Source organism: Salmonella sp. A29-2, from assembly GCF_020150755.1.
Taxonomy (GTDB): Bacteria; Pseudomonadota; Gammaproteobacteria; order Enterobacterales; family Enterobacteriaceae; genus Salmonella; species Salmonella enterica.
The window spans coordinates 2,795,768-2,817,713 of record NZ_CP083731.1 but is presented as its reverse complement, the minus strand read 5'-3'; the positions used below and the strand labels follow the sequence as shown (position 1 = coordinate 2,817,713).

Sequence of the window (21,946 nt, the reverse complement as noted above, 5' to 3'; positions counted from 1 at the left end):
AGCATTATTAACGTCGGATTATTCTCTGAGACATACATATCAATAGTAAGCGTGTTCATTTTCTTTTCCTGTTCAGCGTTTTACTGCGTGACTGAACCACTGACAGATATGCTCGATACGGGTGATAGCGGAACCAACGGTAACTGCCCAGGCACCATGCTCAATAGCATTGGCCGCCAGTGCAGGCGTGTTATAGCGCCCCTCGGCAATAACACGACAACCTGCATGGCTCAGTTGTGTCACCATTGCCAAATCTGGCTCAACCGGCGTGATGGGGCCGGTATAGCCAGACAGTGTTGTACCAATGAATTCGATTCCTTTCTGATGGCAACTTATGCCTTCATTCACGGTTGAACAGTCTGCCATCGCCAGTAATCCATGCAGGCGAATACGTGTCAGTAAACTATCAATATCAACCGGGCGAGAGCGGAATGAGGCATCAAAAGCGATAATATCGGCACCTGCCTGCGCCAGGGCGTCAACATCCTGTAAATAGGGAGTGATACGGACTGGCGACCCTGTAAGGTCACGTTTAATTATCCCAATAATAGGAACAGAAAGATGGGGACGAACAGTCCGCAGATTCTCAATGCCTTCAATGCGCACAGCGACCGCACCCGCCGAAGCCGCTGCCTGTGCCATTGCAGCCACAATTTCAGGTTTATCCATAGGGCTGCCTGGTACCGGTTGGCATGAGACAATCAGCCCACCGTTTTCGTGTACACTTTGTTCCAGCCTGGCTAATAGTGACATCCAGTTCCGCCTTATATATTTTGAAGTTTTGCTCCGTTTTATGTTATGTTGTGGAGCGTTGCTGCATCAAGCAAAAAGATAGAAAAATGTGAACACAGTCATAAGGTATGTTTGTTATTCAATTACTGCGCCAGCGGATTTGAGGCTATAACCTGAAGCTACAAGACAAATACAATTCACTCTGACGGCAGCATGCTGTATTTTATTAACTGTTTCCGGCATAAAGATAAAATGCTCAGAAGGAGCTTATACGCCACGGGATAGCCAGTATGAAATGCATCACATAATTCTTGTTGTATTTATTCGAATGCTATCACTAATGAGTTTGACCATAACAGGTCACCCATAATCACTTCTAACATCACCATGGTGTGCTTTTACCTCGCACATGATAACCCCATGTAATTATTTTTAGCGCTTGGTCACATTTTGTCATTATCATTGTTGAAATTGTGCACCATAAGATCACTAATGATGAAGCTTTACTCCAATTGTATTTCTTCGCATGGGGATGCAGATGAAAAATTTTAAGAAAATGATGACGCTAATGGCGCTATGTTTATCAGTCGCTATCACCACATCAGGATATGCAACGACGCTTCCTGATATACCAGAACCACTGAAAAATGGTACTGGCGCTATTGATAATAATGGCGTGATTTATGTCGGCTTAGGTACCGCAGGGACATCCTGGTATAAAATTGATCTTAAAAAGCAACATAAAGACTGGGAGCGTATAAAGTCGTTTCCTGGTGGAGCTCGTGAGCAATCCGTGTCGGTATTTTTAAATGATGAGCTTTATGTTTTTGGTGGCGTAGGGAAAAAAAACAGTGAATCACCGTTGCAGGTTTATAGCGATGTGTACAAATACTCACCGGTGAAAAATACATGGCAAAAAGTTGACGCTATATCTCCAGTTGGATTAACAGGGCATACGGGAGTAAAATTAAACGAAACGATGGTACTTATTACCGGAGGGGTTAATGAGCATATCTTTGATAAGTATTTTATTGATATAGCGGCTGCGGATGAAAGTGAAAAAAATAAAGTCATCTATAATTATTTTAATAAACCTGCCAAAGATTATTTTTTTAATAAAATCGTATTTATCTACAATGCTAAAGAGAACACATGGAAGAATGCCGGTGAGCTGCCAGGCGCGGGGACGGCAGGATCGTCATCGGTAATGGAAAATAATTTCCTGATGCTGATTAATGGTGAGCTCAAACCGGGTTTACGTACCGATGTGATTTACCGCGCCATGTGGGATAACGATAAGCTAACATGGTTGAAGAACAGCCAGTTACCGCCATCGCCTGGAGAACAACAGCAAGAAGGGTTGGCCGGAGCATTTTCGGGCTATAGTCACGGTGTCCTGCTTGTCGGTGGTGGCGCGAATTTTCCGGGAGCAAAACAAAATTATACCAATGGAAAGTTTTATTCCCACGAAGGAATAAATAAAAAATGGCGAGATGAAGTCTATGGTTTGGTTAATGGCCATTGGCAATATATGGGTAAAATGAAACAACCTCTCGGCTATGGTGTATCAGTAAGTTATGGTGATGAAGTTTTCCTTATTGGTGGTGAAAATGCTAAAGGGAAACCTGTTTCGTCTGTAACCTCCTTTACCATGCGTGATGGTAATTTATTAATAAAATAATTTTTTAAATACAAAAATAAAGTTAATTGATGAGCGGAGTATTTTATGAAAATCAACAAATATCTTCTGGGTATGGTTTCGTTTATAGCATTTTCATCATATCTACAAGCGGCAACCCTTGATTATCGGCATGAATATGCTGATAGAACCAGAATTAATAAAGACCGTATTGCTATAATTGAAAAGCTTCCTAACGGCATTGGTTTTTATGTCGATGCCAGCGTTAAATCGGGAGGAGTAGATGGTGAGCAGGATAAGCATTTAAGCGATCTCGTCGCAAACGCTATAGAACTGGGCGTAAGCTATAATTATAAAGTTACGGACAATTTTGTTTTGCAGCCTGGATTTATATTTGAAAGCGGTCCAGACACTTCAATTTATAAGCCTTATTTAAGGGGGCAATATAATTTTGATTCTGGTGTTTATATGGCTGGTCGTTACCGTTATGACTATGCAAGGAAGACAGCTAACTATAGTGATGATGAGAAAACGAATAGATTTGATACTTATATAGGTTATGTTTTTGATGAGTTGAAATTAGAATATAACTTTACCTGGATGGATAGCGATCAAATTAAATTTGATAACAAAAAAACAAACTATGAACATAATGTGGCTTTAGCCTGGAAACTGAATAAGTCATTTACACCATACGTTGAGGTCGGAAATGTAGCGGTGAGAAATAATACCGATGAGAGACAGACCCGTTATCGCGTTGGATTACAATACCACTTTTGAGAAAGGTTAAAGAGTTACTGTACTAATCTTTGCTTAGTATTCATATCGATAATCTTATAGCCCGTGGCTACGTTACAGAACGTTAGACTTTGTCTTGAGTATTCACGTCCTTAACGTAGCTACGAATAAGGATGATAAACAATGAATATACGTCTTACATAGCTACGATCTCAGGCGGTTGTCGGAAAGTACCGGTTGATTGTGTCTTATTCGGCAATTGATATAACTTAAAAATTAATTCCGTAAGCATTTCAGACGGTAACAGCAAATAAGGGTTTTATTGTGATAGCAAAATTCTTCCCGTGGTATAGCGAGATAACTCGTCCACAAAAAAATGCTTTATTTTCAGCATGGCTGGGTTACGTTTTTGATGGCTTCGACTTTATGCTGATTTTCTACATTATGTATCTGATCAAGGCTGACTTAGGATTGACAGATATGGAGGGCGCATTCCTTGCCACAGCGGCCTTTATTGGGCGACCATTTGGCGGGGCGCTATTTGGTCTGCTGGCAGACAAATTTGGCCGTAAGCCGTTAATGATGTGGTCGATAGTTGCCTATTCTGTAGGTACAGGGTTAAGTGGCCTGGCTTCCGGTGTAATTATGCTGACGCTTAGTCGCTTCATTGTCGGTATGGGGATGGCGGGGGAGTATGCTTGCGCTTCTACTTATGCCGTGGAAAGTTGGCCAAAGCATTTAAAATCTAAAGCGAGCGCATTTCTGGTTTCTGGTTTCGGTATTGGTAACATCATAGCAGCCTATTTTATGCCGTCATTTGCCGAAGCGTATGGTTGGCGTGCTGCTTTTTTTGTCGGTTTGCTACCCGTTCTTTTAGTAATCTACATCCGGGCCAGGGCTCCTGAATCTAAAGAGTGGGAAGAAGCCAAACTCAGTGGTCCCGGAAAGCATTCACAAAGTGCCTGGTCAGTTTTCTCTTTGTCAATGAAAGGGCTATTTAATCGAGCTCAATTTCCACTGACATTATGTGTATTTATTGTTCTGTTCTCTATTTTCGGCGCAAACTGGCCGATCTTTGGTCTACTGCCTACATATTTGGCGGGAGAGGGCTTTGATACGGGCGTGGTCTCTAATTTAATGACGGCGGCGGCATTCGGCACTGTATTGGGAAATATCGTTTGGGGTCTGTGCGCAGATAGAATTGGTTTGAAGAAAACGTTCAGCATTGGTCTTCTCATGTCCTTTTTATTCATTTTCCCGTTATTCAGAATTCCGCAAGATAATTATTTACTGCTGGGCGCATGTTTATTCGGTTTAATGGCGACTAACGTAGGTGTTGGCGGGTTAGTTCCCAAATTTCTCTACGACTACTTTCCTCTTGAGGTTCGTGGTTTGGGTACCGGGCTGATTTATAATCTTGCTGCGACATCAGGCACATTCAATTCAATGGCGGCGACCTGGCTTGGAATAACAATGGGGCTAGGCGCTGCGCTAACGTTCATTGTTGCTTTCTGGACCGCAACAATTCTACTCATTATTGGCCTATCCATTCCGGATAGACTAAAAGCACGTCGTGAAAGTTTTCAATCAACAAAAGAATTTTAATAGAGGATAAATGATGACGAAATACGGTGTTGTAGGTACAGGTTATTTTGGCGCTGAACTGGCGCGATTTATGTCTAAGGTTGAAGGGGCGAAAATCACTGCGATTTACGATCCGGTAAATGCGGCTCCGATAGCGAAAGAGTTGAACTGTGTCGCCACTGCAACGATGGAGGCGCTTTGTACCCATCCTGATGTGGATTGCGTAATTATTGCTTCACCAAATTACTTACATAAAGCGCCAGTCATTGCGGCGGCTAAAGCGGGTAAACACGTGTTTTGTGAAAAACCTATCGCCTTAAATTACCAGGATTGTAAGGATATGGTTGATGCCTGCAAAGAAGCTGGTGTTACCTTTATGGCGGGTCACGTTATGAACTTTTTTCACGGGGTTCGCCACGCTAAAGCGCTAATCAAAGCTGGTGAAATTGGTGAAGTTACACAAGTTCACACTAAACGTAATGGTTTTGAAGACGTGCAGGATGAGATCTCATGGAAGAAGATTCGCGCAAAGTCAGGTGGGCATCTGTACCATCACATTCACGAGCTAGATTGTACACTGTTCATCATGGATGAAACCCCATCCCTGGTTTCAATGGCGGCGGGGAATGTTGCGCACAAAGGTGAAAAATTTGGTGATGAAGATGATGTTGTCCTAATCACCCTTGAGTTTGAAAGCGGTCGTTTCGCGACACTTCAGTGGGGATCATCGTTCCACTACCCTGAGCACTATGTATTAATTGAGGGCACGACAGGTGCAATTCTCATTGATATGCAAGACACGGCGGGTTATCTAATAAAAGCGGGCAAAAAAACACACTTTCTTGTGCATGAAAGCCAGGCGGAGGATGATGATCGTCGCAACGGTAACATATCCAGCGAGATGGATGGCGCAATCGCTTATGGTAAACCCGGTAAACGTACGCCGATGTGGCTCTCATCAATTATGAAACTGGAGATGCAGTACTTGCATGATGTGATAAACGGTCTGGAGCCAGGCGAGGAGTTTGCTAAATTGCTAACGGGAGAAGCGGCGACAAATGCCATTGCTACCGCTGATGCTGCGACGCTTTCCTCAAACGAGGGGCGCAAAGTAAAACTCACTGAAATTCTTGGCTAAAATTGAAAGCCGGATGGTGGTGTTATTACCCGGTGGCGCTGCGCTTATGTAGACCGGATAAGGCGCCTGTGAACTGTGCCGCCATCCGGCAATGGACGGGTCACATATAAGCAAAAAGCCCGTACTTCTGTACAGGCTCTCAACTTAAATATGGCGGTGAGGGGGGATTGACTCGCTGCGCTCGCCCTTCGGGCAGTCTCCTCGCAAGCTCGTCGTCTGTCCAACTGGCTGCGCCAGTTGTCGAACCCCGGTCGGTGGTTCTCATCCCCCCTTGGTTTGGGGGATACATATAAGCAAAAAGCCCGTACTTCTGTACAGGCTCTCAACTTAAATATGGCGGTGAGGGGGGGATTCGAACCCCCGATACGTTGCCGTATACACACTTTCCAGGCGTGCTCCTTCAGCCACTCGGACACCTCACCATATTGTCGCTCCAGCATTACTGGAACGGGCGCTAATGTAGGGAAATATCCATTCTACGTCAATCAACTTTTTTCAAAAAAAAGCGCGTTTATACAAACTTCCACCAATCTGTGGCTTTAATAAGCGAAAACTGCTTTTTTTGCCCGCGCCGGGAAATTTGCTATGCTGCACATCCCGTTGAAAACGCTGATAACAGGCGCAATCACATTCCGCACAATACTGCTCAGGAGATAACATGGAGATAATTTTTTATCACCCGACATTTAACGCCGCCTGGTGGGTAAATGCGCTGGAGAAGGCTCTCCCACATGCGCGCGTTCGTGAATGGAAGGTCGGTGATAACAACCCCGCAGACTATGCGCTTGTATGGCAGCCCCCGGTTGAAATGCTGGCCGGAAGACGCTTAAAAGCCGTCTTTGCGCTGGGCGCGGGGGTGGATGCAATTCTGAGTAAATTAAATGCGCATCCGGAAATGCTGGACGCCTCCATTCCTCTATTCCGTCTGGAAGATACCGGAATGGGCCTGCAAATGCAGGAGTATGCCGTCAGTCAAGTATTACACTGGTTCCGTCGTTTCGATGATTATCAGGCGCTGAAAAATCAGGCGCTATGGAAACCGTTGCCGGAATATACCCGCGAAGAGTTTAGCGTCGGTATCATGGGCGCAGGGGTACTGGGCGCAAAAGTGGCAGAAAGTCTACAGGCGTGGGGGTTCCCGTTACGTTGCTGGAGTCGTAGCCGCAAATCCTGGCCTGGCGTGGAAAGTTATGTTGGGCGTGAAGAGCTGCGCGCTTTCCTGAACCAGACGCGGGTGCTGATTAATCTGCTGCCGAATACGGCCCAAACGGTAGGAATTATTAATAGCGAATTGTTGGATCAATTGCCGGATGGCGCTTACGTGTTGAATCTCGCGCGCGGCGTGCATGTTCAGGAGGCGGATCTGCTGGCTGCGCTTGATAGCGGTAAGCTAAAAGGCGCGATGTTGGATGTCTTTAGCCAGGAACCGTTACCGCAGGAAAGTCCATTATGGCGCCATCCGCGAGTCGCCATGACGCCGCACATTGCGGCAGTCACCCGTCCGGCGGAAGCCATCGATTATATTAGCCGCACCATTACCCAACTGGAGAAGGGAGAGCCGGTGACGGGGCAGGTGGATCGGGCGAGAGGATATTGACATCAACCCGGCGCGGGCCGGGTTTCGCTAAAAAACGCTGGCGATACCTGCTATCCTTGTCGGAAATGACTACAGGAGAGAGCAATGTATCCCGTTGACCTGCATATGCATACCGTCGCCAGCACTCATGCCTACAGTACTCTGAGCGATTATATCGCGGAAGCCAAACGCAAAGGCATTAAACTTTTTGCGATTACCGATCATGGTCCGGACATGGAAGATGCGCCGCATCACTGGCATTTTATTAACATGCGCATCTGGCCGCGTCTGGTTGACGGCGTGGGGATACTGCGTGGCATTGAGGCGAATATCAAGAACATTAACGGTGAAATTGATTGTTCCGGAAAGATGTTCGACTCGCTGGATCTGATTATCGCAGGCTTTCATGAGCCCGTTTTTGCGCCGCATGATAAAGAAACCAATACCCAGGCGATGATCGCGACCATCGCCAGCGGCAAGGTGCATATAATTAGTCACCCCGGAAATCCAAAGTATCCAGTGGAGGTTAAAGCCATCGCGCAGGCGGCGGCGAAACACCATGTAGCGCTGGAAATCAACAACTCTTCTTTTCTGCATTCGCGTAAAGGAAGCGAAGATAATTGCCGCGCGGTCGCTGCCGCCGTACGCGATGCAGGAGGCTGGGTAGCGTTAGGATCTGATTCCCATACGGCCTTTACGCTTGGCGATTTCACCGAATGCCGGAAAATTCTGGATGCGGTGAATTTTCCGGAAGATCGAATCCTGAACGTCTCGCCGCAGCGCTTACTGGCCTTTCTCGAATCACGCGGTATGGCGCCTGTACCGGAATTTGCCGAACTTTAATCGTTATTTATGGGAAGATATCAATGAATGAGTTTTCAATCCTGTGCCGTGTGCTGGGATCGTTGTTTTACCGCCAACCGCAAGATCCTTTACTGGTTCCGCTGTTTACGTTAATCCGTGAAGGTAAACTGGCGGCAAACTGGCCGCTGGAGCAGGATGACATGCTGGCGCGTTTACAGAAAAGCTGCGATATCACGCAGATTTCCACTGATTACAATGCGTTATTTGTTGGGGAAGAGTGCGCGGTAGCGCCATACCGCAGTGCGTGGGTCGAAGGCGCGGAAGAGTCTGAGGTGCGCGCTTTTTTAACGTCGCGAGGGATGCCGCTGGCCGATACGCCTGCCGATCACATTGGCACTTTATTGCTCGCGGCCTCCTGGCTGGAAGATCAGTCTGCCGAAGATGAAAGTGAAGCGCTGGAAACCTTATTTGCCGATTATCTGCTTCCCTGGTGCAATACCTTCCTCGGTAAAGTTGAAGCCCATGCCGTTACGCCATTCTGGCGCACTCTGGCGCCGCTAACGCGTGATGCGATAGGGGCCATGTGGGATGAACTTCAGGAAGAAGACGAAGAATAATGTGATGTAAATCACTTTTAACTGCAACTGGTTTTACATCATTGCATAAAATGTGTGCGTGATCTCATTAATGTGCCGCTTTTCTGTTATGATGCGCGCCATGAACATACTTCTTTCTATTGCTATCACGACGGGCATCCTTTCTGGAATATGGGGATGGGTGGCCGTCTCCCTGGGGTTACTAAGCTGGGCCGGTTTTTTAGGCTGTACGGCTTATTTCGCCTGTCCGCAGGGCGGCTTTAAGGGATTGTTGATTTCCGCCTGTACGCTGTTAAGCGGTATGGTGTGGGCGCTGGTCATTATTCACGGTAGCGCGCTGGCGCCGCATCTGGAAATTGTCAGTTACGTGTTGACGGGGATCGTGGCATTCCTGATGTGTATCCAGGCAAAGCAGCTATTGCTTTCTTTTGTTCCGGGAACATTTATCGGCGCCTGCGCGACATTTGCAGGGCAGGGTGACTGGCGGTTGGTATTACCGTCGCTGGCGCTGGGGCTAATCTTTGGCTATGCCATGAAAAATAGTGGGCTATGGCTGGCATCACGCCGCGAGCAACATTCAGCGAATACGGCGGTCACAAAATAAAAAAAGCGTGGGGTCTTCCCCACGCTTTGTCGTATTCATCAGGATTCTGGCGGTACTGACAGCTCACGGTATTTCACCAGAATATCATTTTGCCTGTCCGCTTTATTCTGCAAATCCCACAGTCCACGATCGATACCATCATTAATGAGGAAGATAACGCCGGTTTCAATGGCTGACATCAGACACAGCATCACCGGTTCGTTCGAGGTATAGCCGATTTCGCCTTCCAGTAAGCGCTGGTAATCAATAAAACGGAACACGCCTGCCTGTACTTCATAGGAAAGGATAGTTTTACTGGTGTTCACCGAAGAAAGGATCTCGCCCGTACTGACGTTAACCACGCGCAGGTTGACAGCAATCTGATCCAGCTGATACTGCGTATCGGCGCCAATACCGAAATATCTTGCGCCGACCCCGCCGGATTTGACGTTACTTTCATAACCAATAATAGAACCTTCCACCATAATATTTGCCGCCGTCAGCGACTGAAGCGGGATACGGTTATTCATCGCCACGGTGCCGTTTTCCTGGGCTGCGCGAATAATTTTCCGTTCATTCAAAAGATTCTGTAAGCCTTGTCGTTCCAGCGGGATAAACCAGCGCGAATCTTTCAGCGCAGTGACCAACATAGCGGTGGCGCTCTGCGGCACAGCCGTAGAAAAGTTACTTGCCGGGTAAGGTTTAAATTGGCCCGTTTCATCCTGAATGTTATATACCGAAACAAAGATCTTACCGGTGGGAGCAGGTAAGCGCGTCAAATCTTTGTAACTTTGTGCGCGGGGCATTAATGTCGGTTTCGCAGCTTGTTTCGGCGGGGCAGTTAAGCATCCGCTCAACAATAAAACGGCAACCAAAATAAGTAAGCGCGGCATGATTTATATCCTTTAGTGACTGTAGCTTAAAAATCGGTTGACTGAGTTTGTAAACCTGACACTTCGATGGTCGAGGTTCTTCCCGTTTTTCTGTCCGTGACGTTGAGCTGGAGCTGTCCGTCACGATTAGCGATATCGATAATAAAATCGTTGGTCACCATACGTCCTGGTTTCCCGGTATTAATATTGGTCAACAAGCCGCCCAGAATTTGCGATTGAATAGCCTGTGTAAAGTTATCCAACGCTGAGGGGGTTTCGATACCAAAATCGTTATCATAAGCGGGGTCTTTATATGAATTTTGCGCCTGGGCGCTATTCAATAAAAAGGAACCGTTATTGGGGTTTCCACCAAAGTTAGGATTACGGAACTGGAACGTCATATTTCCAGCCCAGGTTAATGGCGAAAAAAGCATGAGCAGCACTACTGCATGTTTAACACGCATGACAGCCTCCGGATAAAAATCATGTTTTAGAATTCATCACGCGCTAAATCACTCGTACTTAATAGCGTTTGATCTATTTGTCGGCGATTTAATGCTTCCTCTGTTTGCGCTAATGCGAAGACGACGGTTTTCTCGAAGTCTCTTTTCATTGGAAATAAAAAGGTCTGGAAAATAACGTCCTGATTTACCGTTATGGTGATCCAGCTTCCCCAACGCGCACTGGGTCTTTCATTAATGGTCAGATTGCCGGTGTATTCGCTTTCCCATTTGTCGCTGAATGCACGATAGAATTCATGTCCTATCGAAGAGACGGTATGGTCGGTTAACAATCCGGGAACCTCGACTTCAACTTCATTGGCATGCAGGTTTCCGGTAGCGAACAGTAACTCTGCTGCTACAATCCAGGTCAGATAGCGTTTCATGGCCTTACCGCCTGAGATTATCGTTTGCCCATGAAACTGCCTGGGTGCGATTTTTGACAGCTATCTTTTTGAAAAGATTATAAAGATGTGTCTTAACCGTATTCTCGCTGATAAATAGCGACCTGGCGATTTCATTATTAGAGGCACCAATACGTAACTTATTGAGGATCTCTTTTTCGCGATGAGTGAGTAATGCGGACTCGGTGCTGTTGTAGCGGTAATTTCCTGAGTGTGTAATCAGGTAACTGGCTAATTTTTGTGAAAAATAGCATTCGCCCCGCAGAATACCCTGTAATCCGCTGACCACGTGTTCCTGGTCTTCAGTGGCGTAAAACACGCCGTTAATATGAGGCCAGTTTTCAATTTCACGGTAGGGATAATCGTCAGGGGTATTTAACAATAATGTTTTTATATTATTGTTTTTGCGGCTTAAATTATCCTGCCAATAGTGGATAAGCTTCTTATCCGCTTCCATCATATCCATTAAAACAATGCAACCGGCTGAGATATCTTCCAGAGAACGTTGAATATTATGCAGTTTTCCGGTTATGGCCAGCGATTGCTTTAAATGTTGCAATAATGCCGTAGCTTGCAGAGATGGCTTTGTGATCAACAATAGTGTGTGACCATGACTACTATGGACTTCATTAAACATGATGAAACTCCACTTTTTTTAATCGCACATCTGACAGCTGCCCCCATAAAATAAAGGCACCAGAAGTACTGACAGATGTTGCACTGCTGTGGGTTGAAATAGCCCATTATCCAGAAAGAGAAAAATATTTACGAAAATACTTTTAACTGTTTTCAATCTAGCCATTACAAATCTTAAAGCAAGTGTTAAACTTGTAACAAGATGTAAAAATATATATTAAAATGTTGTTTTTGGGTTTTTTTGAAGTTTAGATTTGATAGTAAAGTTGTACATTTCGCTGTTATTGCATAGATTTAAAAAATCATACAAATTATAATAATTCATTGATTTTTAATCATTTTAATTATTTTATGTCATGTTTTGATTTTATTTTTTCTTAAAATTTGAGACGTGGCATTAACCTGGACAGCACAAAGACAAAAAAAACGAAGTGTGTCACGTCTTGTGCGTATAGCCCCCCATGGGAAGCATAAGAACATCCCCATGGCGGCATAACACACACCAACACTTCATTTTTTAGGTGCGCGATACACTATCTTCTGTGGCCAAAAATCAATTATAAAAAATCACATGGCTATCGTTTTATTAGCACTTTGGTATGAGCTTAAATAACAAAATACCACGCGTGGGTGAGTTATTAAAAATGTTTCCACGGACATACTCTTCATCGTAACGACGCGTTAACAAAAAACGCATGTCGCTAACAAGGTAATAGATAATTTTCGCTATGTACGACCAGGTCCAGGGTGACAGCATGAAAAACAAATTGTTATTTATGATGTTGACAATACTGGGTGCGCCTGGGATTGCAACCGCGACAAATTATGATCTGGCTCGTTCAGAGTATAATTTTGCGGTAAATGAATTAAGCAAGTCTTCATTTAATCAGGCGGCCATTATTGGTCAAGTCGGCACGGATAATAGTGCCAGAGTACGCCAGGAAGGATCAAAACTATTGTCCGTTATTTCACAAGAAGGAGGAAATAACCGGGCGAAAGTCGACCAGGCAGGGAATTATAACTTTGCGTATATTGAGCAAACGGGCAATGCCAACGATGCCAGTATATCGCAAAGCGCTTACGGTAATAGTGCGGCTATTATCCAGAAAGGTTCTGGAAATAAGGCCAATATTACCCAGTACGGTACGCAGAAAACAGCAGTTGTAGTGCAGAAACAGTCGCATATGGCTATTCGCGTCACCCAACGCTAATACCGTTACGACTTTTAAATCAATCCGATGGGGGTTTTACCATGAAACTTTTAAAAGTGGCAGCATTCGCAGCAATCGTAGTTTCTGGCAGTGCTCTGGCTGGCGTCGTTCCACAATGGGGCGGCGGCGGTAATCATAACGGCGGCGGCAATAGTTCTGGCCCGGATTCAACGTTGAGCATTTATCAGTACGGTTCCGCTAACGCTGCGCTTGCTCTGCAAAGCGATGCCCGTAAATCTGAAACGACCATTACCCAGAGCGGTTATGGTAACGGCGCCGATGTAGGCCAGGGTGCGGATAATAGTACTATTGAACTGACTCAGAATGGTTTCAGAAATAATGCCACCATCGACCAGTGGAACGCTAAAAACTCCGATATTACTGTCGGCCAATACGGCGGTAATAACGCCGCGCTGGTTAATCAGACCGCATCTGATTCCAGCGTAATGGTGCGTCAGGTTGGTTTTGGCAACAACGCCACGGCTAACCAGTATTAATTTAGCGTCTGCGCTAATAAAAAAACAGGGCATAAGCCCTGTTTTTTTTCGGGAGGAAATTATGCATACTTTATTGCTCCTTGCCGCACTTTCAAATCAGATTACGTTTACCACGACTCAGCAAGGCGATATTTACACGGTGATCCCTCAGGTCACATTAAACGAACCCTGCGTCTGTCAGGTGCAAATTCTCTCTGTGCGCGACGGCGTCGGGGGACAAAGCCATACACAGCAAAAACAAACGCTATCTTTACCTGCTAATCAACCGATTGAGTTGTCTCGTCTTAGTGTAAATATATCTTCAGAGGACTCGGTTAAAATTATTGTTACTGTTTCGGACGGACAATCACTGCATTTATCACAACAATGGCCGCCTTCTGCACAGTAGTTTTTGATGGTGGCGGAAATGGATTGGCTGACCTGGGTATAAAGAGGCGATAAAAGCGTCTCATCGTCTCGGCATGTCGCTATAAGGTAACGCCGAACCCTCGAGGATGACTAATCATTGAGGAGTTAACATGTCCGTAATCAAGAAAAATATCCCTGCCATAGGCCTGTGTATCTGCGCTTTTTTTATCCATTCTGCGGTAGGGCAACAAACGGTACAGGGCGGCGTTATCCATTTTCGCGGCGCGATTGTTGAGCCACTGTGCGATATTTCTACTCACGCCGAAAATATTGATTTAACCTGCCTACGCGAAGGTAAAAAGCAAATGCACCGGATTGACCTTCGGCAGGCATCTGGATTACCGCAGGATATTCAGTCCATTGCGACGGTGCGGCTGCATTATCTCGATGCGCAAAAAAGCCTGGCGGTGATGAATATTGAGTACCGTTAACGGCGGTGTCATAGATATAAAAAGAGCGACTCTGTTAAAAGCCCTGCTGTACACTTTGCAGATAAGGTGAGACAAAGGGGGGGGTTATGACATCACGTCTTCGGGTCATACAGGGTGATATCACTCAACTTAGCGTCGATGCGATTGTGAATGCCGCTAACGCATCATTAATGGGCGGCGGCGGCGTAGACGGCGCGATTCATCGCGCGGCGGGGCCGGCATTGCTGGACGCCTGTAAACTCATCCGTCAGCAACAGGGCGAATGTCAGACGGGACATGCGGTTATCACGCCTGCTGGCAAGCTTTCGGCAAAGGCGGTTATTCACACAGTGGGGCCCGTCTGGCGAGGCGGCAAACACCAGGAAGCTGAGCTACTCGAAGAGGCATACCGGAATTGTTTGCTGCTTGCCGAGGCGAATCACTTTCGTTCCATCGCTTTTCCGGCAATCAGTACCGGCGTTTATGGCTATCCACGCGCCCAGGCCGCTGAAGTCGCCGTCAGGACGGTTTCAGATTTTATTACCCGTTACGCTCTGCCTGAACAGGTATACTTTGTCTGTTATGATGAAGAAACTGCCCGGCTTTACGCAAGTTTACTTACTCAGCAAGGCGACGACCCTGCCTGATAAAACACGCCTGGAGCGTGCCGTTGAACCGCTATGCGCGCGCCATCCCGGAGAGTGCGGCATTCTGGCGCTGGATAACAGTCTGGACGCTTTTGCCGCCCGCTACCGCCTGACCGAAATGGCGGCGCGGACGCTGGATGTGCAGTATTATATTTGGGAAGACGATATGTCCGGGCGGCTGCTCTTTTCGGTACTGCTGTCGGCGGCGAAGCGCGGCGTTCATGTTCGTCTGCTGCTGGATGATAACAATACGCCTGGTCTGGATGATACGTTGCGCTTGCTGGATAGCCATCCTAATATCGAAGTTCGTCTGTTTAATCCTTTCTCTTTTCGTACGCTACGCGCGCTGGGATATTTGACGGATTTTGCGCGGCTGAATCGGCGGATGCACAATAAAAGTTACACTGCCGACGGCGTAGTGACGCTGGTCGGTGGGCGCAACATCGGCGATGCCTATTTCGGCGCTGGCGAGGAGCCGCTATTTTCCGATCTGGACGTGATGGCCATTGGCCCGGTGGTCAATGATGTCGCCAATGATTTTGAACGTTACTGGCGCTGTAGTTCAGTGTCGACATTGCAGCAAGTATTATCCCTTTCTGAGCAGGAACTGACGCAGCGTATCGAACTTCCCGAATCCTGGTATAACGATGAGATCACCCGCCGTTATCTGCATAAGCTGGAAACCAGCCAGTTTATGGCGGATCTCGATCGCGGAACGTTGCCGCTGATTTGGGCAAAAACACGCTTGCTTAGCGATGACCCTTCTAAAGGCGAGGGGAAGGCGCAGCGCCATTCGCTTCTTCCGCAGCGATTATTTGACGTGATGGGGTCGCCGACGGAGCGTATCGACATTATTTCCGCTTACTTTGTCCCTACGCGCGCAGGCGTGGCGCAGTTGCTTAATCTGGTCAGGAAAGGCGTGAAGATCGCCATCTTAACTAACTCTCTGGCGGCCAACGATGTGGCGGTCGTTCACGCAGGGTACGCGCGCTGGCGCAAGAAATTACTGCGCTATGGCGTGGAGCTCTACGAACTGAAACCGACCCGCGAACATGAAACCGCCGTACATGATCGCGGACTCACCGGGAACTCAGGTTCCAGCTTACATGCTAAAACGTTCAGTATTGATGGTAGTAAGGTGTTTATCGGGTCGCTTAATTTTGATCCCCGTTCAACGCTTTTAAATACCGAAATGGGCTTTGTCATTGAAAGTGAAACGCTGGCGACGCTTATTCATAAGCGTTTTACGCAGAGCCAACGCGATGCGGCCTGGCAACTGCGGCTGGATCGCTGGGGACGAATTAACTGGATCGATCGTCAGCAAGAAGAGGAAAAGGTGTTAAAGAAAGAACCCGCTACGCGTTTCTGGCAGCGAGTTCTGGTACGGTTGGCGGCAATTTTACCTGTGGAATGGTTGCTGTGAACCCGCGCGCGGAAAACTACCCGATCGCGGCGCGGCTTTCTTGTTTTACCGGCGGTTTACCTGAAAAGAGAAATTTCAGAAGCGGGATGCGTAAATGAATTTCATACAGAATTAACGCAATACCCATAACAAATATCAGCCCGCACAAGAACCCGATCAGGTTGGAGGAGATATGCGGCGTAATATACGCGCCAAAGAAAAGCGTTAAGGGATGATGCACCAGATAGATAAACAGCGAAGCATTCACGAAATAGGTGACACGCGCGGACTGGAAGTTTAACAAGCGATGCCCGAGTGAAAATACTACGTTCACCATCCACAGCCCCATGACCATCGTAATCACGGATTCGGTTTCGTACATCCAGGCGTCGCCGCTCCCATAACGTTGATTCAGCAGATACGCGATAAAAGCAACGGCAGCGCCTAAAGTGCATCCGCGTGAGGGCGTGGTGAAGCGCGCTTTCAGATCGGGGTGAATGAAGGCCAACGCGCCGAGAATAAAAAATGGCACATAAAATAGCGTTTGCATCACAATAAAATTGAACATGCCGTCACTGAGGATTGCTGGATATACGATGAAAATAATGCGCCTGATAGCGGCGTAAGCGATCCCCAGCAGGAAAAAAATAAGCGAAAGTTTGGCCAGTGAAATAGCGGCGGGACGAGGCTTGCTTGTTTCCTGCCTTTTTTGGAACCAGGTAAAAATCCCGATGCTGACTGTGGTTAATATCACCAGCACCAGTAAAAACCACAGATGTGAAATGAGTTCCCACGCTAACGTATTATATTTTTCATAGGCAGAGAGTGTAGGCCAGTTCTCTGTTTTCTCTTTGACATATTGCAACAGGATAAATTGCGGCAAGGTAAGCAAAGGGATTGCGGTAAGCATGGGAATACCCACACGTTCTACCCGTACTTTCCACCAGCGTTTTAACGGATAACGTAAAAACAACATGTACGAAAAATAACCAGAAATAACAAAAAACACCTGCATACGAAAAGCGTGGATAAAATCGTTAAACAGGGTTAGCCACCATGATGGCGTGGTGCTATTGACATGCCAACTGTGAGTGGAATAGATCAACGAGATATGAAAGGGAATCCCTAACAACATCAGCCATGCGCGGATAGAGTCAAGAAAATATTCGCGCGGCGCGGGTACAGAGCTCATATAAGGTCACGTATTCTCAGATTTTTCACCTTATCCATAAGGCGAATTATAGTTACATTCGGTAGCAACCCTACACCAACTCCGACAACCTGTCTCCAGGATAAGCACGCAAAGTGAAAACAGGCGCGGGAGGTGCTTAATCCATGAGCCAGCGCGCTGAACAAAGCCTGGATTCAGTTGTCGTAATGCCTGATTATCCATTAAAATGGATCGGATCGATATAAGCACACAAAGGGGGAAGTGCTTACTTATTATGAAACATAAACGACAAATGATGAAAATGCGTTGGTTGGGCGCAGCTATTATGTTAACGCTCTACGCATCATCGAGCTGGGCGTTCAGTATTGATGACGTGGCAAAACAAGCTCAATCTTTAGCCGGGAAAGGCTATGAGGCGCCTAAAAGCAACTTGCCCTCCGTTTTCCGCGACATGAAATATGCGGATTATCAGCAGATCCAGTTTAACAGCGATAAAGCCTACTGGAACAACTTAAAGACCCCTTTTAAGCTCGAATTTTACCATCAGGGGATGTACTTCGATACGCCGGTCAAGATTAACGAAGTGACGGCGACGACGGTCAAAAGAATCAAATACAGCCCGGATTACTTCAATTTTGGCAATGTTCAGCATGATAAAGACACGGTAAAAGATTTAGGCTTCGCCGGGTTCAAAGTCCTGTACCCCATTAACAGTAAAGATAAGAACGACGAAATCGTCAGTATGCTTGGCGCCAGCTATTTCCGCGTGATCGGCGCAGGCCAGGTATATGGCTTATCTGCGCGCGGCCTGGCGATTGATACCGCCTTACCATCTGGTGAAGAGTTTCCCCGCTTTCGCGAGTTCTGGATTGAGCGTCCAAAACCCACCGATAAGCGTTTGACCGTCTATGCATTACTCGATTCTCCGCGCGCGACCGGCGCTTACCGTTTTGTGATCATTCCTGGCCGCGATACCGTGGTGGACGTGCAGTCAAAAGTCTATCTGCGCGATAAAGTAGGCAAGCTGGGCGTTGCGCCATTAACCAGTATGTTCCTGTTTGGGCCAAACCAGCCGTCGCCGACGACCAACTATCGTCCGGAACTGCATGACTCGAACGGCTTATCCATTCATGCGGGTAATGGCGAGTGGATTTGGCGTCCGCTGAACAATCCAAAACACCTCGCTGTGAGCAGCTATGCAATGGAAAACCCTCAGGGATTCGGCCTGTTGCAGCGTGGCCGCGAGTTCTCGCGCTTTGAAGATTTAGACGATCGCTACGACCTGCGTCCAAGCGCCTGGATTACCCCGAAAGGCGACTGGGGCAAAGGTAAGGTTGAACTGGTTGAAATTCCGACCAATGATGAAACCAACGATAACATCGTCGCTTACTGGACTCCGGATCAACTGCCGGAACCGGGTAAAGAGATGAACTTCAAGTACACTCTGACCTTCAGCCGCGATGAAGATAAACTTCATGCGCCGGATAATGCCTGGGTGCTGCAAACACGCCGCTCAACGGGCGACGTTAAACAGTCGAATCTGATTCGCCAGCCCGACGGCACTATTGCCTTTGTGGTGGATTTCGTTGGCGCCGACATGAAAAAACTGCCGCCGGATACGCCCGTCGCTGCGCAAACCAGCATTGGCGATAACGGTGAAATCGTTGACAGTAATGTACGCTATAACCCAGTCACTAAAGGCTGGCGTTTAATGCTGCGCGTGAAAGTCAAAGACGCGAAGAAAACCACGGAAATGCGTGCCGCATTGGTGAATGCCGATCAGACGCTAAGTGAAACCTGGAGCTACCAGTTACCTGCCAATGAATAAAACAACTGAGTATATTGACGCACTGCTGCTTTCTGAACGTGAGAAAGCGGCATTGCCGAAAACTGACATCCGCGCCGTACATCAGGCGCTGGATGCCGAGCATCGGACTTACTCGCGAGAAGACGATTCACCGCAGGGTTCCGTAAAAGCCCGCCTTGAACACGCCTGGCCGGATTCATTGGCGAAGGGGCAGTTAATTAAAGATGATGAAGGGCGCGATCAGTTGCAGGCTATGCCAAAAGCGACGCGTTCTTCGATGTTTCCCGATCCCTGGCGAACCAACCCGGTTGGCCGTTTCTGGGATCGTCTGCGTGGGCGGGATGTAACGCCGCGCTATGTTTCTCGTCTGACAAAAGAAGAGCAGGCGAGCGAGCAAAAATGGCGTACCGTCGGCACTATACGCCGCTATATTTTGTTAATTTTGACTCTGGCGCAAACCGTCGTCGCGACCTGGTATATGAAGACCATTCTGCCTTATCAGGGATGGGCGCTCATCAATCCTATGGATATGGTGGGGCAGGATATTTGGGTCTCCTTTATGCAGCTCCTGCCCTACATGCTGCAAACCGGTATCCTGATTTTGTTTGCCGTGCTGTTCTGCTGGGTGTCAGCCGGATTCTGGACGGCGCTGATGGGCTTCCTGCAACTGCTTATCGGGCGCGATAAGTACAGCATCTCCGCGTCTACGGTTGGCGATGAGCCCCTCAATCCGGAACACCGGACGGCGCTGATCATGCCTATCTGTAATGAAGACGTTAGCCGCGTTTTCGCCGGTCTGCGCGCGACCTGGGAGTCCGTTAAAGCCACAGGCAACGCCGCGCATTTCGACGTCTATATCCTTAGCGACAGTTATAACCCGGATATCTGCGTGGCGGAGCAAAAGGCGTGGATGGAGCTTATCGCGGAAGTGCAGGGCGAAGGCCAAATTTTTTACCGTCGCCGCCGCCGCCGTATGAAACGCAAAAGCGGCAATATTGACGATTTTTGCCGCCGCTGGGGCAATCAGTACAGCTATATGGTGGTGCTGGACGCGGACTCAGTGATGAGCGGCGAGTGTCTGAGCGGGCTGGTGCGCCTGATGGAAGCGAATCCAAACGCCGGGATTATCCAGTCTTCGCCGAAAGCGTCGGGAATGGATACTCTGTATGCCCGCTGCCAACAGTTCGCGACCCGTGTTTATGGGCCGCTGTTTACCGCCGGGCTGCATTTCTGGCAGCTGGGGGAGTCGCACTACTGGGGGCACAATGCCATTATCCGCGTGAAGCCGTTTATCGAGCACTGCGCTCTGGCGCCGCTGCCGGGAGAAGGTTCGTTCGCCGGATCGATTCTTTCCCACGACTTTGTGGAGGCGGCGCTAATGCGTCGGGCAGGGTGGGGCGTCTGGATTGCCTACGATCTCCCCGGTTCCTATGAAGAGCTGCCGCCAAACCTGCTGGATGAGCTTAAACGCGACCGCCGCTGGTGTCACGGCAACCTGATGAACTTTCGTCTGTTCCTGGTGAAAGGAATGCACCCGGTGCATCGCGCCGTGTTCCTGACGGGGGTAATGTCATATCTGTCCGCGCCGTTATGGTTTATGTTCCTCGCGCTTTCTACCGCGCTGCAGGTCGTTCATGCGTTAACAGAGCCGCAATATTTCCTTCAGCCGCGCCAGCTTTTTCCGGTCTGGCCGCAGTGGCGTCCGGAACTGGCAATCGCGCTGTTTGCGTCAACGATGGTGCTGCTGTTCCTGCCGAAGCTGCTCAGTATTATGCTGATCTGGTGTAAAGGCACCAAAGAGTATGGTGGTTTCTGGCGCGTTACGCTGTCGCTGTTGCTGGAAGTGCTGTTCTCCGTGTTGCTGGCGCCGGTGCGTATGCTGTTTCATACCGTGTTTGTGGTCAGCGCGTTCCTCGGCTGGGAAGTGGTCTGGAACTCACCGCAACGCGACGATGATTCTACGCCGTGGGGAGAAGCCTTTATGCGTCACGGCTCTCAACTGCTGCTGGGGCTGGTCTGGGCGGTGGGTATGGCGTGGCTGGATTTACGCTTTCTGTTCTGGCTGGCGCCGATTGTCTTTTCGCTGATTCTGTCGCCATTTGTTTCGGTGATCTCCAGTCGTTCAACGGTAGGATTACGCACCAAACGCTGGAAGCTGTTCCTGATCCCGGAAGAGTATTCGCCGCCTCAGGTGTTGGTCGATACCGATAAATATCTGGAGATGAATCGCCGCCGTATTCTGGACGATGGCTTTATGCATGCGGTATTTAACCCGTCGCTTAATGCGCTGGCGACCGCGATGGCCACCGCGCGTCACCGCGCCAGTAAGGTGCTGGAAATAGCCCGCGATCGTCATGTGGAGCAGGCGCTAAACGAAACGCCGGAGAAACTGAACCGCGATCGGCGTCTGGTTTTGCTCAGCGATCCGGTGACGATGGCGCGTTTACACTATCGGGTCTGGAATGCGCCAGAGAGATACTCTTCCTGGGTAAACCATTATCAGTCTCTCGTCCTGAATCCGCAGGCGTTACAGGGACGAACATCGTCAGCGGGATAAGGTCTTCAGGTCTGGAGTTAGGTGAAAAATACCG

Annotated in this window: 22 protein-coding genes, 1 tRNA gene and 1 other RNA gene; 16 read left to right on the top strand and 8 right to left on the bottom strand. The window is 48.0% G+C overall.

The window, feature by feature from the left end:
- Positions 1 to 72: 72 nt before the first annotated feature.
- Entirely contained in the window at positions 73 to 753 is a 681-nt protein-coding gene (locus K8W53_RS13865) for an N-acetylmannosamine-6-phosphate 2-epimerase (protein WP_000054243.1), read from the bottom strand.
- 505 nt (positions 754 to 1,258) lie between these two features.
- On the opposite strand from K8W53_RS13865, the gene K8W53_RS13860 reads away from it, so the two are divergent.
- The 4 genes from K8W53_RS13860 (at position 1,259) to K8W53_RS13845 (ending at position 5,831) form a co-directional block, all read left to right on the top strand.
- Positions 1,259 to 2,413: an N-acetylneuraminate epimerase gene (locus K8W53_RS13860; protein ID WP_000525755.1), complete on the top strand. Its 1,155-nt coding sequence runs from the start codon at positions 1,259 to 1,261 to the stop codon at positions 2,411 to 2,413.
- A 45-nt stretch (positions 2,414 to 2,458) separates the two neighbouring features.
- Positions 2,459 to 3,151: an oligogalacturonate-specific porin KdgM family protein gene (locus K8W53_RS13855; RefSeq protein WP_000700610.1), complete on the top strand. Its 693-nt coding sequence runs from the start codon at positions 2,459 to 2,461 to the stop codon at positions 3,149 to 3,151.
- Positions 3,152 to 3,433: 282 nt separating this feature from the next.
- Complete coding sequence (locus K8W53_RS13850; protein WP_000560758.1) at positions 3,434 to 4,714, top strand: MFS transporter; 1,281 nt, start codon at positions 3,434 to 3,436, stop codon at positions 4,712 to 4,714.
- Between the two features lie 10 nt (positions 4,715 to 4,724).
- On the top strand, positions 4,725 to 5,831 hold the full coding sequence (locus tag K8W53_RS13845; RefSeq protein WP_077944483.1) for a Gfo/Idh/MocA family protein: 1,107 nt from the start codon (positions 4,725 to 4,727) through the stop codon (positions 5,829 to 5,831).
- Between the two features lie 151 nt (positions 5,832 to 5,982).
- On the opposite strand, the gene K8W53_RS13840 is transcribed toward K8W53_RS13845, so the two are convergent.
- Positions 5,983 to 6,116, bottom strand: a non-coding RNA gene (locus K8W53_RS13840) — RtT sRNA.
- Between the two features lie 49 nt (positions 6,117 to 6,165).
- Positions 6,166 to 6,253 (bottom strand) — tRNA-Ser (locus tag K8W53_RS13835).
- Positions 6,254 to 6,489: 236 nt separating this feature from the next.
- Here K8W53_RS13835 and ghrA point away from each other — a divergent pair.
- From ghrA to K8W53_RS13815, 4 genes are all read left to right on the top strand, one after another.
- Positions 6,490 to 7,428 carry a glyoxylate/hydroxypyruvate reductase GhrA gene (ghrA, locus tag K8W53_RS13830; protein ID WP_000402552.1) on the top strand — a complete coding sequence of 313 codons (939 nt, stop codon included), beginning with the start codon at positions 6,490 to 6,492 and terminating at the stop codon, positions 7,426 to 7,428.
- 84 nt (positions 7,429 to 7,512) lie between these two features.
- On the top strand, positions 7,513 to 8,250 hold the full coding sequence (locus K8W53_RS13825) for a phosphatase (protein ID WP_000283643.1): 738 nt from the start codon (positions 7,513 to 7,515) through the stop codon (positions 8,248 to 8,250).
- 23 nt (positions 8,251 to 8,273) lie between these two features.
- The gene (locus tag K8W53_RS13820) at positions 8,274 to 8,828 is read left to right on the top strand and encodes a molecular chaperone (RefSeq protein ID WP_001001883.1); all 555 of its coding nucleotides are present in this window, start codon (positions 8,274 to 8,276) and stop codon (positions 8,826 to 8,828) included.
- A gap of 100 nt (positions 8,829 to 8,928) precedes the next feature.
- Complete coding sequence (locus K8W53_RS13815) at positions 8,929 to 9,411, top strand: DUF1097 domain-containing protein (protein ID WP_001546652.1); 483 nt, start codon at positions 8,929 to 8,931, stop codon at positions 9,409 to 9,411.
- A 38-nt stretch (positions 9,412 to 9,449) separates the two neighbouring features.
- Here K8W53_RS13815 and csgG read toward each other — a convergent pair whose 3' ends face one another.
- From csgG to csgD, 4 genes are read right to left on the bottom strand one after another with little or no spacing between them, the layout of a single operon-like run.
- On the bottom strand, positions 9,450 to 10,283 hold the full coding sequence (gene csgG / locus K8W53_RS13810; RefSeq protein WP_023224033.1) for a curli production assembly/transport protein CsgG: 834 nt from the start codon (positions 10,281 to 10,283) through the stop codon (positions 9,450 to 9,452).
- A 26-nt stretch (positions 10,284 to 10,309) separates the two neighbouring features.
- Entirely contained in the window at positions 10,310 to 10,726 is a 417-nt protein-coding gene (csgF, locus tag K8W53_RS13805) for a curli production assembly/transport protein CsgF (RefSeq protein WP_001264073.1), read from the bottom strand.
- 26 nt (positions 10,727 to 10,752) lie between these two features.
- Positions 10,753 to 11,148: a curli production assembly/transport protein CsgE gene (csgE, locus tag K8W53_RS13800; protein ID WP_000833307.1), complete on the bottom strand. Its 396-nt coding sequence runs from the start codon at positions 11,146 to 11,148 to the stop codon at positions 10,753 to 10,755.
- Between the two features lie 4 nt (positions 11,149 to 11,152).
- Positions 11,153 to 11,803: a biofilm master transcriptional regulator CsgD gene (csgD, locus tag K8W53_RS13795; RefSeq protein WP_000481517.1), complete on the bottom strand. Its 651-nt coding sequence runs from the start codon at positions 11,801 to 11,803 to the stop codon at positions 11,153 to 11,155.
- Positions 11,804 to 12,557: 754 nt separating this feature from the next.
- Here csgD and csgB point away from each other — a divergent pair.
- The 6 genes from csgB to K8W53_RS13765 all read left to right on the top strand — a co-directional run bounded on the left by csgB (position 12,558) and on the right by K8W53_RS13765 (position 16,398).
- Positions 12,558 to 13,013: a curli minor subunit CsgB gene (gene csgB, locus K8W53_RS13790; protein WP_000791655.1), complete on the top strand. Its 456-nt coding sequence runs from the start codon at positions 12,558 to 12,560 to the stop codon at positions 13,011 to 13,013.
- A 41-nt stretch (positions 13,014 to 13,054) separates the two neighbouring features.
- Complete coding sequence (gene csgA, locus K8W53_RS13785) at positions 13,055 to 13,510, top strand: curli major subunit CsgA (protein WP_000771416.1); 456 nt, start codon at positions 13,055 to 13,057, stop codon at positions 13,508 to 13,510.
- A 61-nt stretch (positions 13,511 to 13,571) separates the two neighbouring features.
- Positions 13,572 to 13,898 carry a curli assembly chaperone CsgC gene (gene csgC / locus K8W53_RS13780; RefSeq protein ID WP_000557256.1) on the top strand — a complete coding sequence of 109 codons (327 nt, stop codon included), beginning with the start codon at positions 13,572 to 13,574 and terminating at the stop codon, positions 13,896 to 13,898.
- A 130-nt stretch (positions 13,899 to 14,028) separates the two neighbouring features.
- A complete protein-coding gene (locus K8W53_RS13775) occupies positions 14,029 to 14,349 on the top strand; it encodes a type 1 fimbrial protein (protein WP_000111254.1) in 321 nt (106 codons plus the stop codon).
- Between the two features lie 86 nt (positions 14,350 to 14,435).
- Positions 14,436 to 14,975 (top strand): O-acetyl-ADP-ribose deacetylase, encoded by a 540-nt coding sequence (gene ymdB, locus K8W53_RS13770; protein WP_023224031.1) that lies wholly within the window; start codon positions 14,436 to 14,438, stop codon positions 14,973 to 14,975.
- Positions 14,911 to 16,398, top strand: a complete 1,488-nt coding sequence (locus K8W53_RS13765) for a phospholipase D family protein (RefSeq protein WP_023224030.1) — start codon at positions 14,911 to 14,913, stop codon at positions 16,396 to 16,398. Before ymdB ends, K8W53_RS13765 begins: the two co-directional genes overlap by 65 nt.
- Positions 16,399 to 16,414: 16 nt before the next feature.
- Here K8W53_RS13765 and mdoC read toward each other — a convergent pair whose 3' ends face one another.
- Complete coding sequence (mdoC, locus tag K8W53_RS13760; protein ID WP_000100072.1) at positions 16,415 to 17,569, bottom strand: glucans biosynthesis protein MdoC; 1,155 nt, start codon at positions 17,567 to 17,569, stop codon at positions 16,415 to 16,417.
- Positions 17,570 to 17,840: 271 nt separating this feature from the next.
- On the opposite strand from mdoC, the gene mdoG reads away from it, so the two are divergent.
- Both mdoG and mdoH read left to right on the top strand, forming a co-directional pair.
- Positions 17,841 to 19,376 carry a glucans biosynthesis protein MdoG gene (gene mdoG, locus K8W53_RS13755; RefSeq protein WP_001562609.1) on the top strand — a complete coding sequence of 512 codons (1,536 nt, stop codon included), beginning with the start codon at positions 17,841 to 17,843 and terminating at the stop codon, positions 19,374 to 19,376.
- Positions 19,369 to 21,912, top strand: coding sequence for a glucans biosynthesis glucosyltransferase MdoH (gene mdoH, locus K8W53_RS13750; protein ID WP_001044609.1), 2,544 nt, complete (start codon positions 19,369 to 19,371; stop codon positions 21,910 to 21,912). Before mdoG ends, mdoH begins: the two co-directional genes overlap by 8 nt.
- The last annotated feature ends 34 nt before the right edge of the window (positions 21,913 to 21,946 follow it).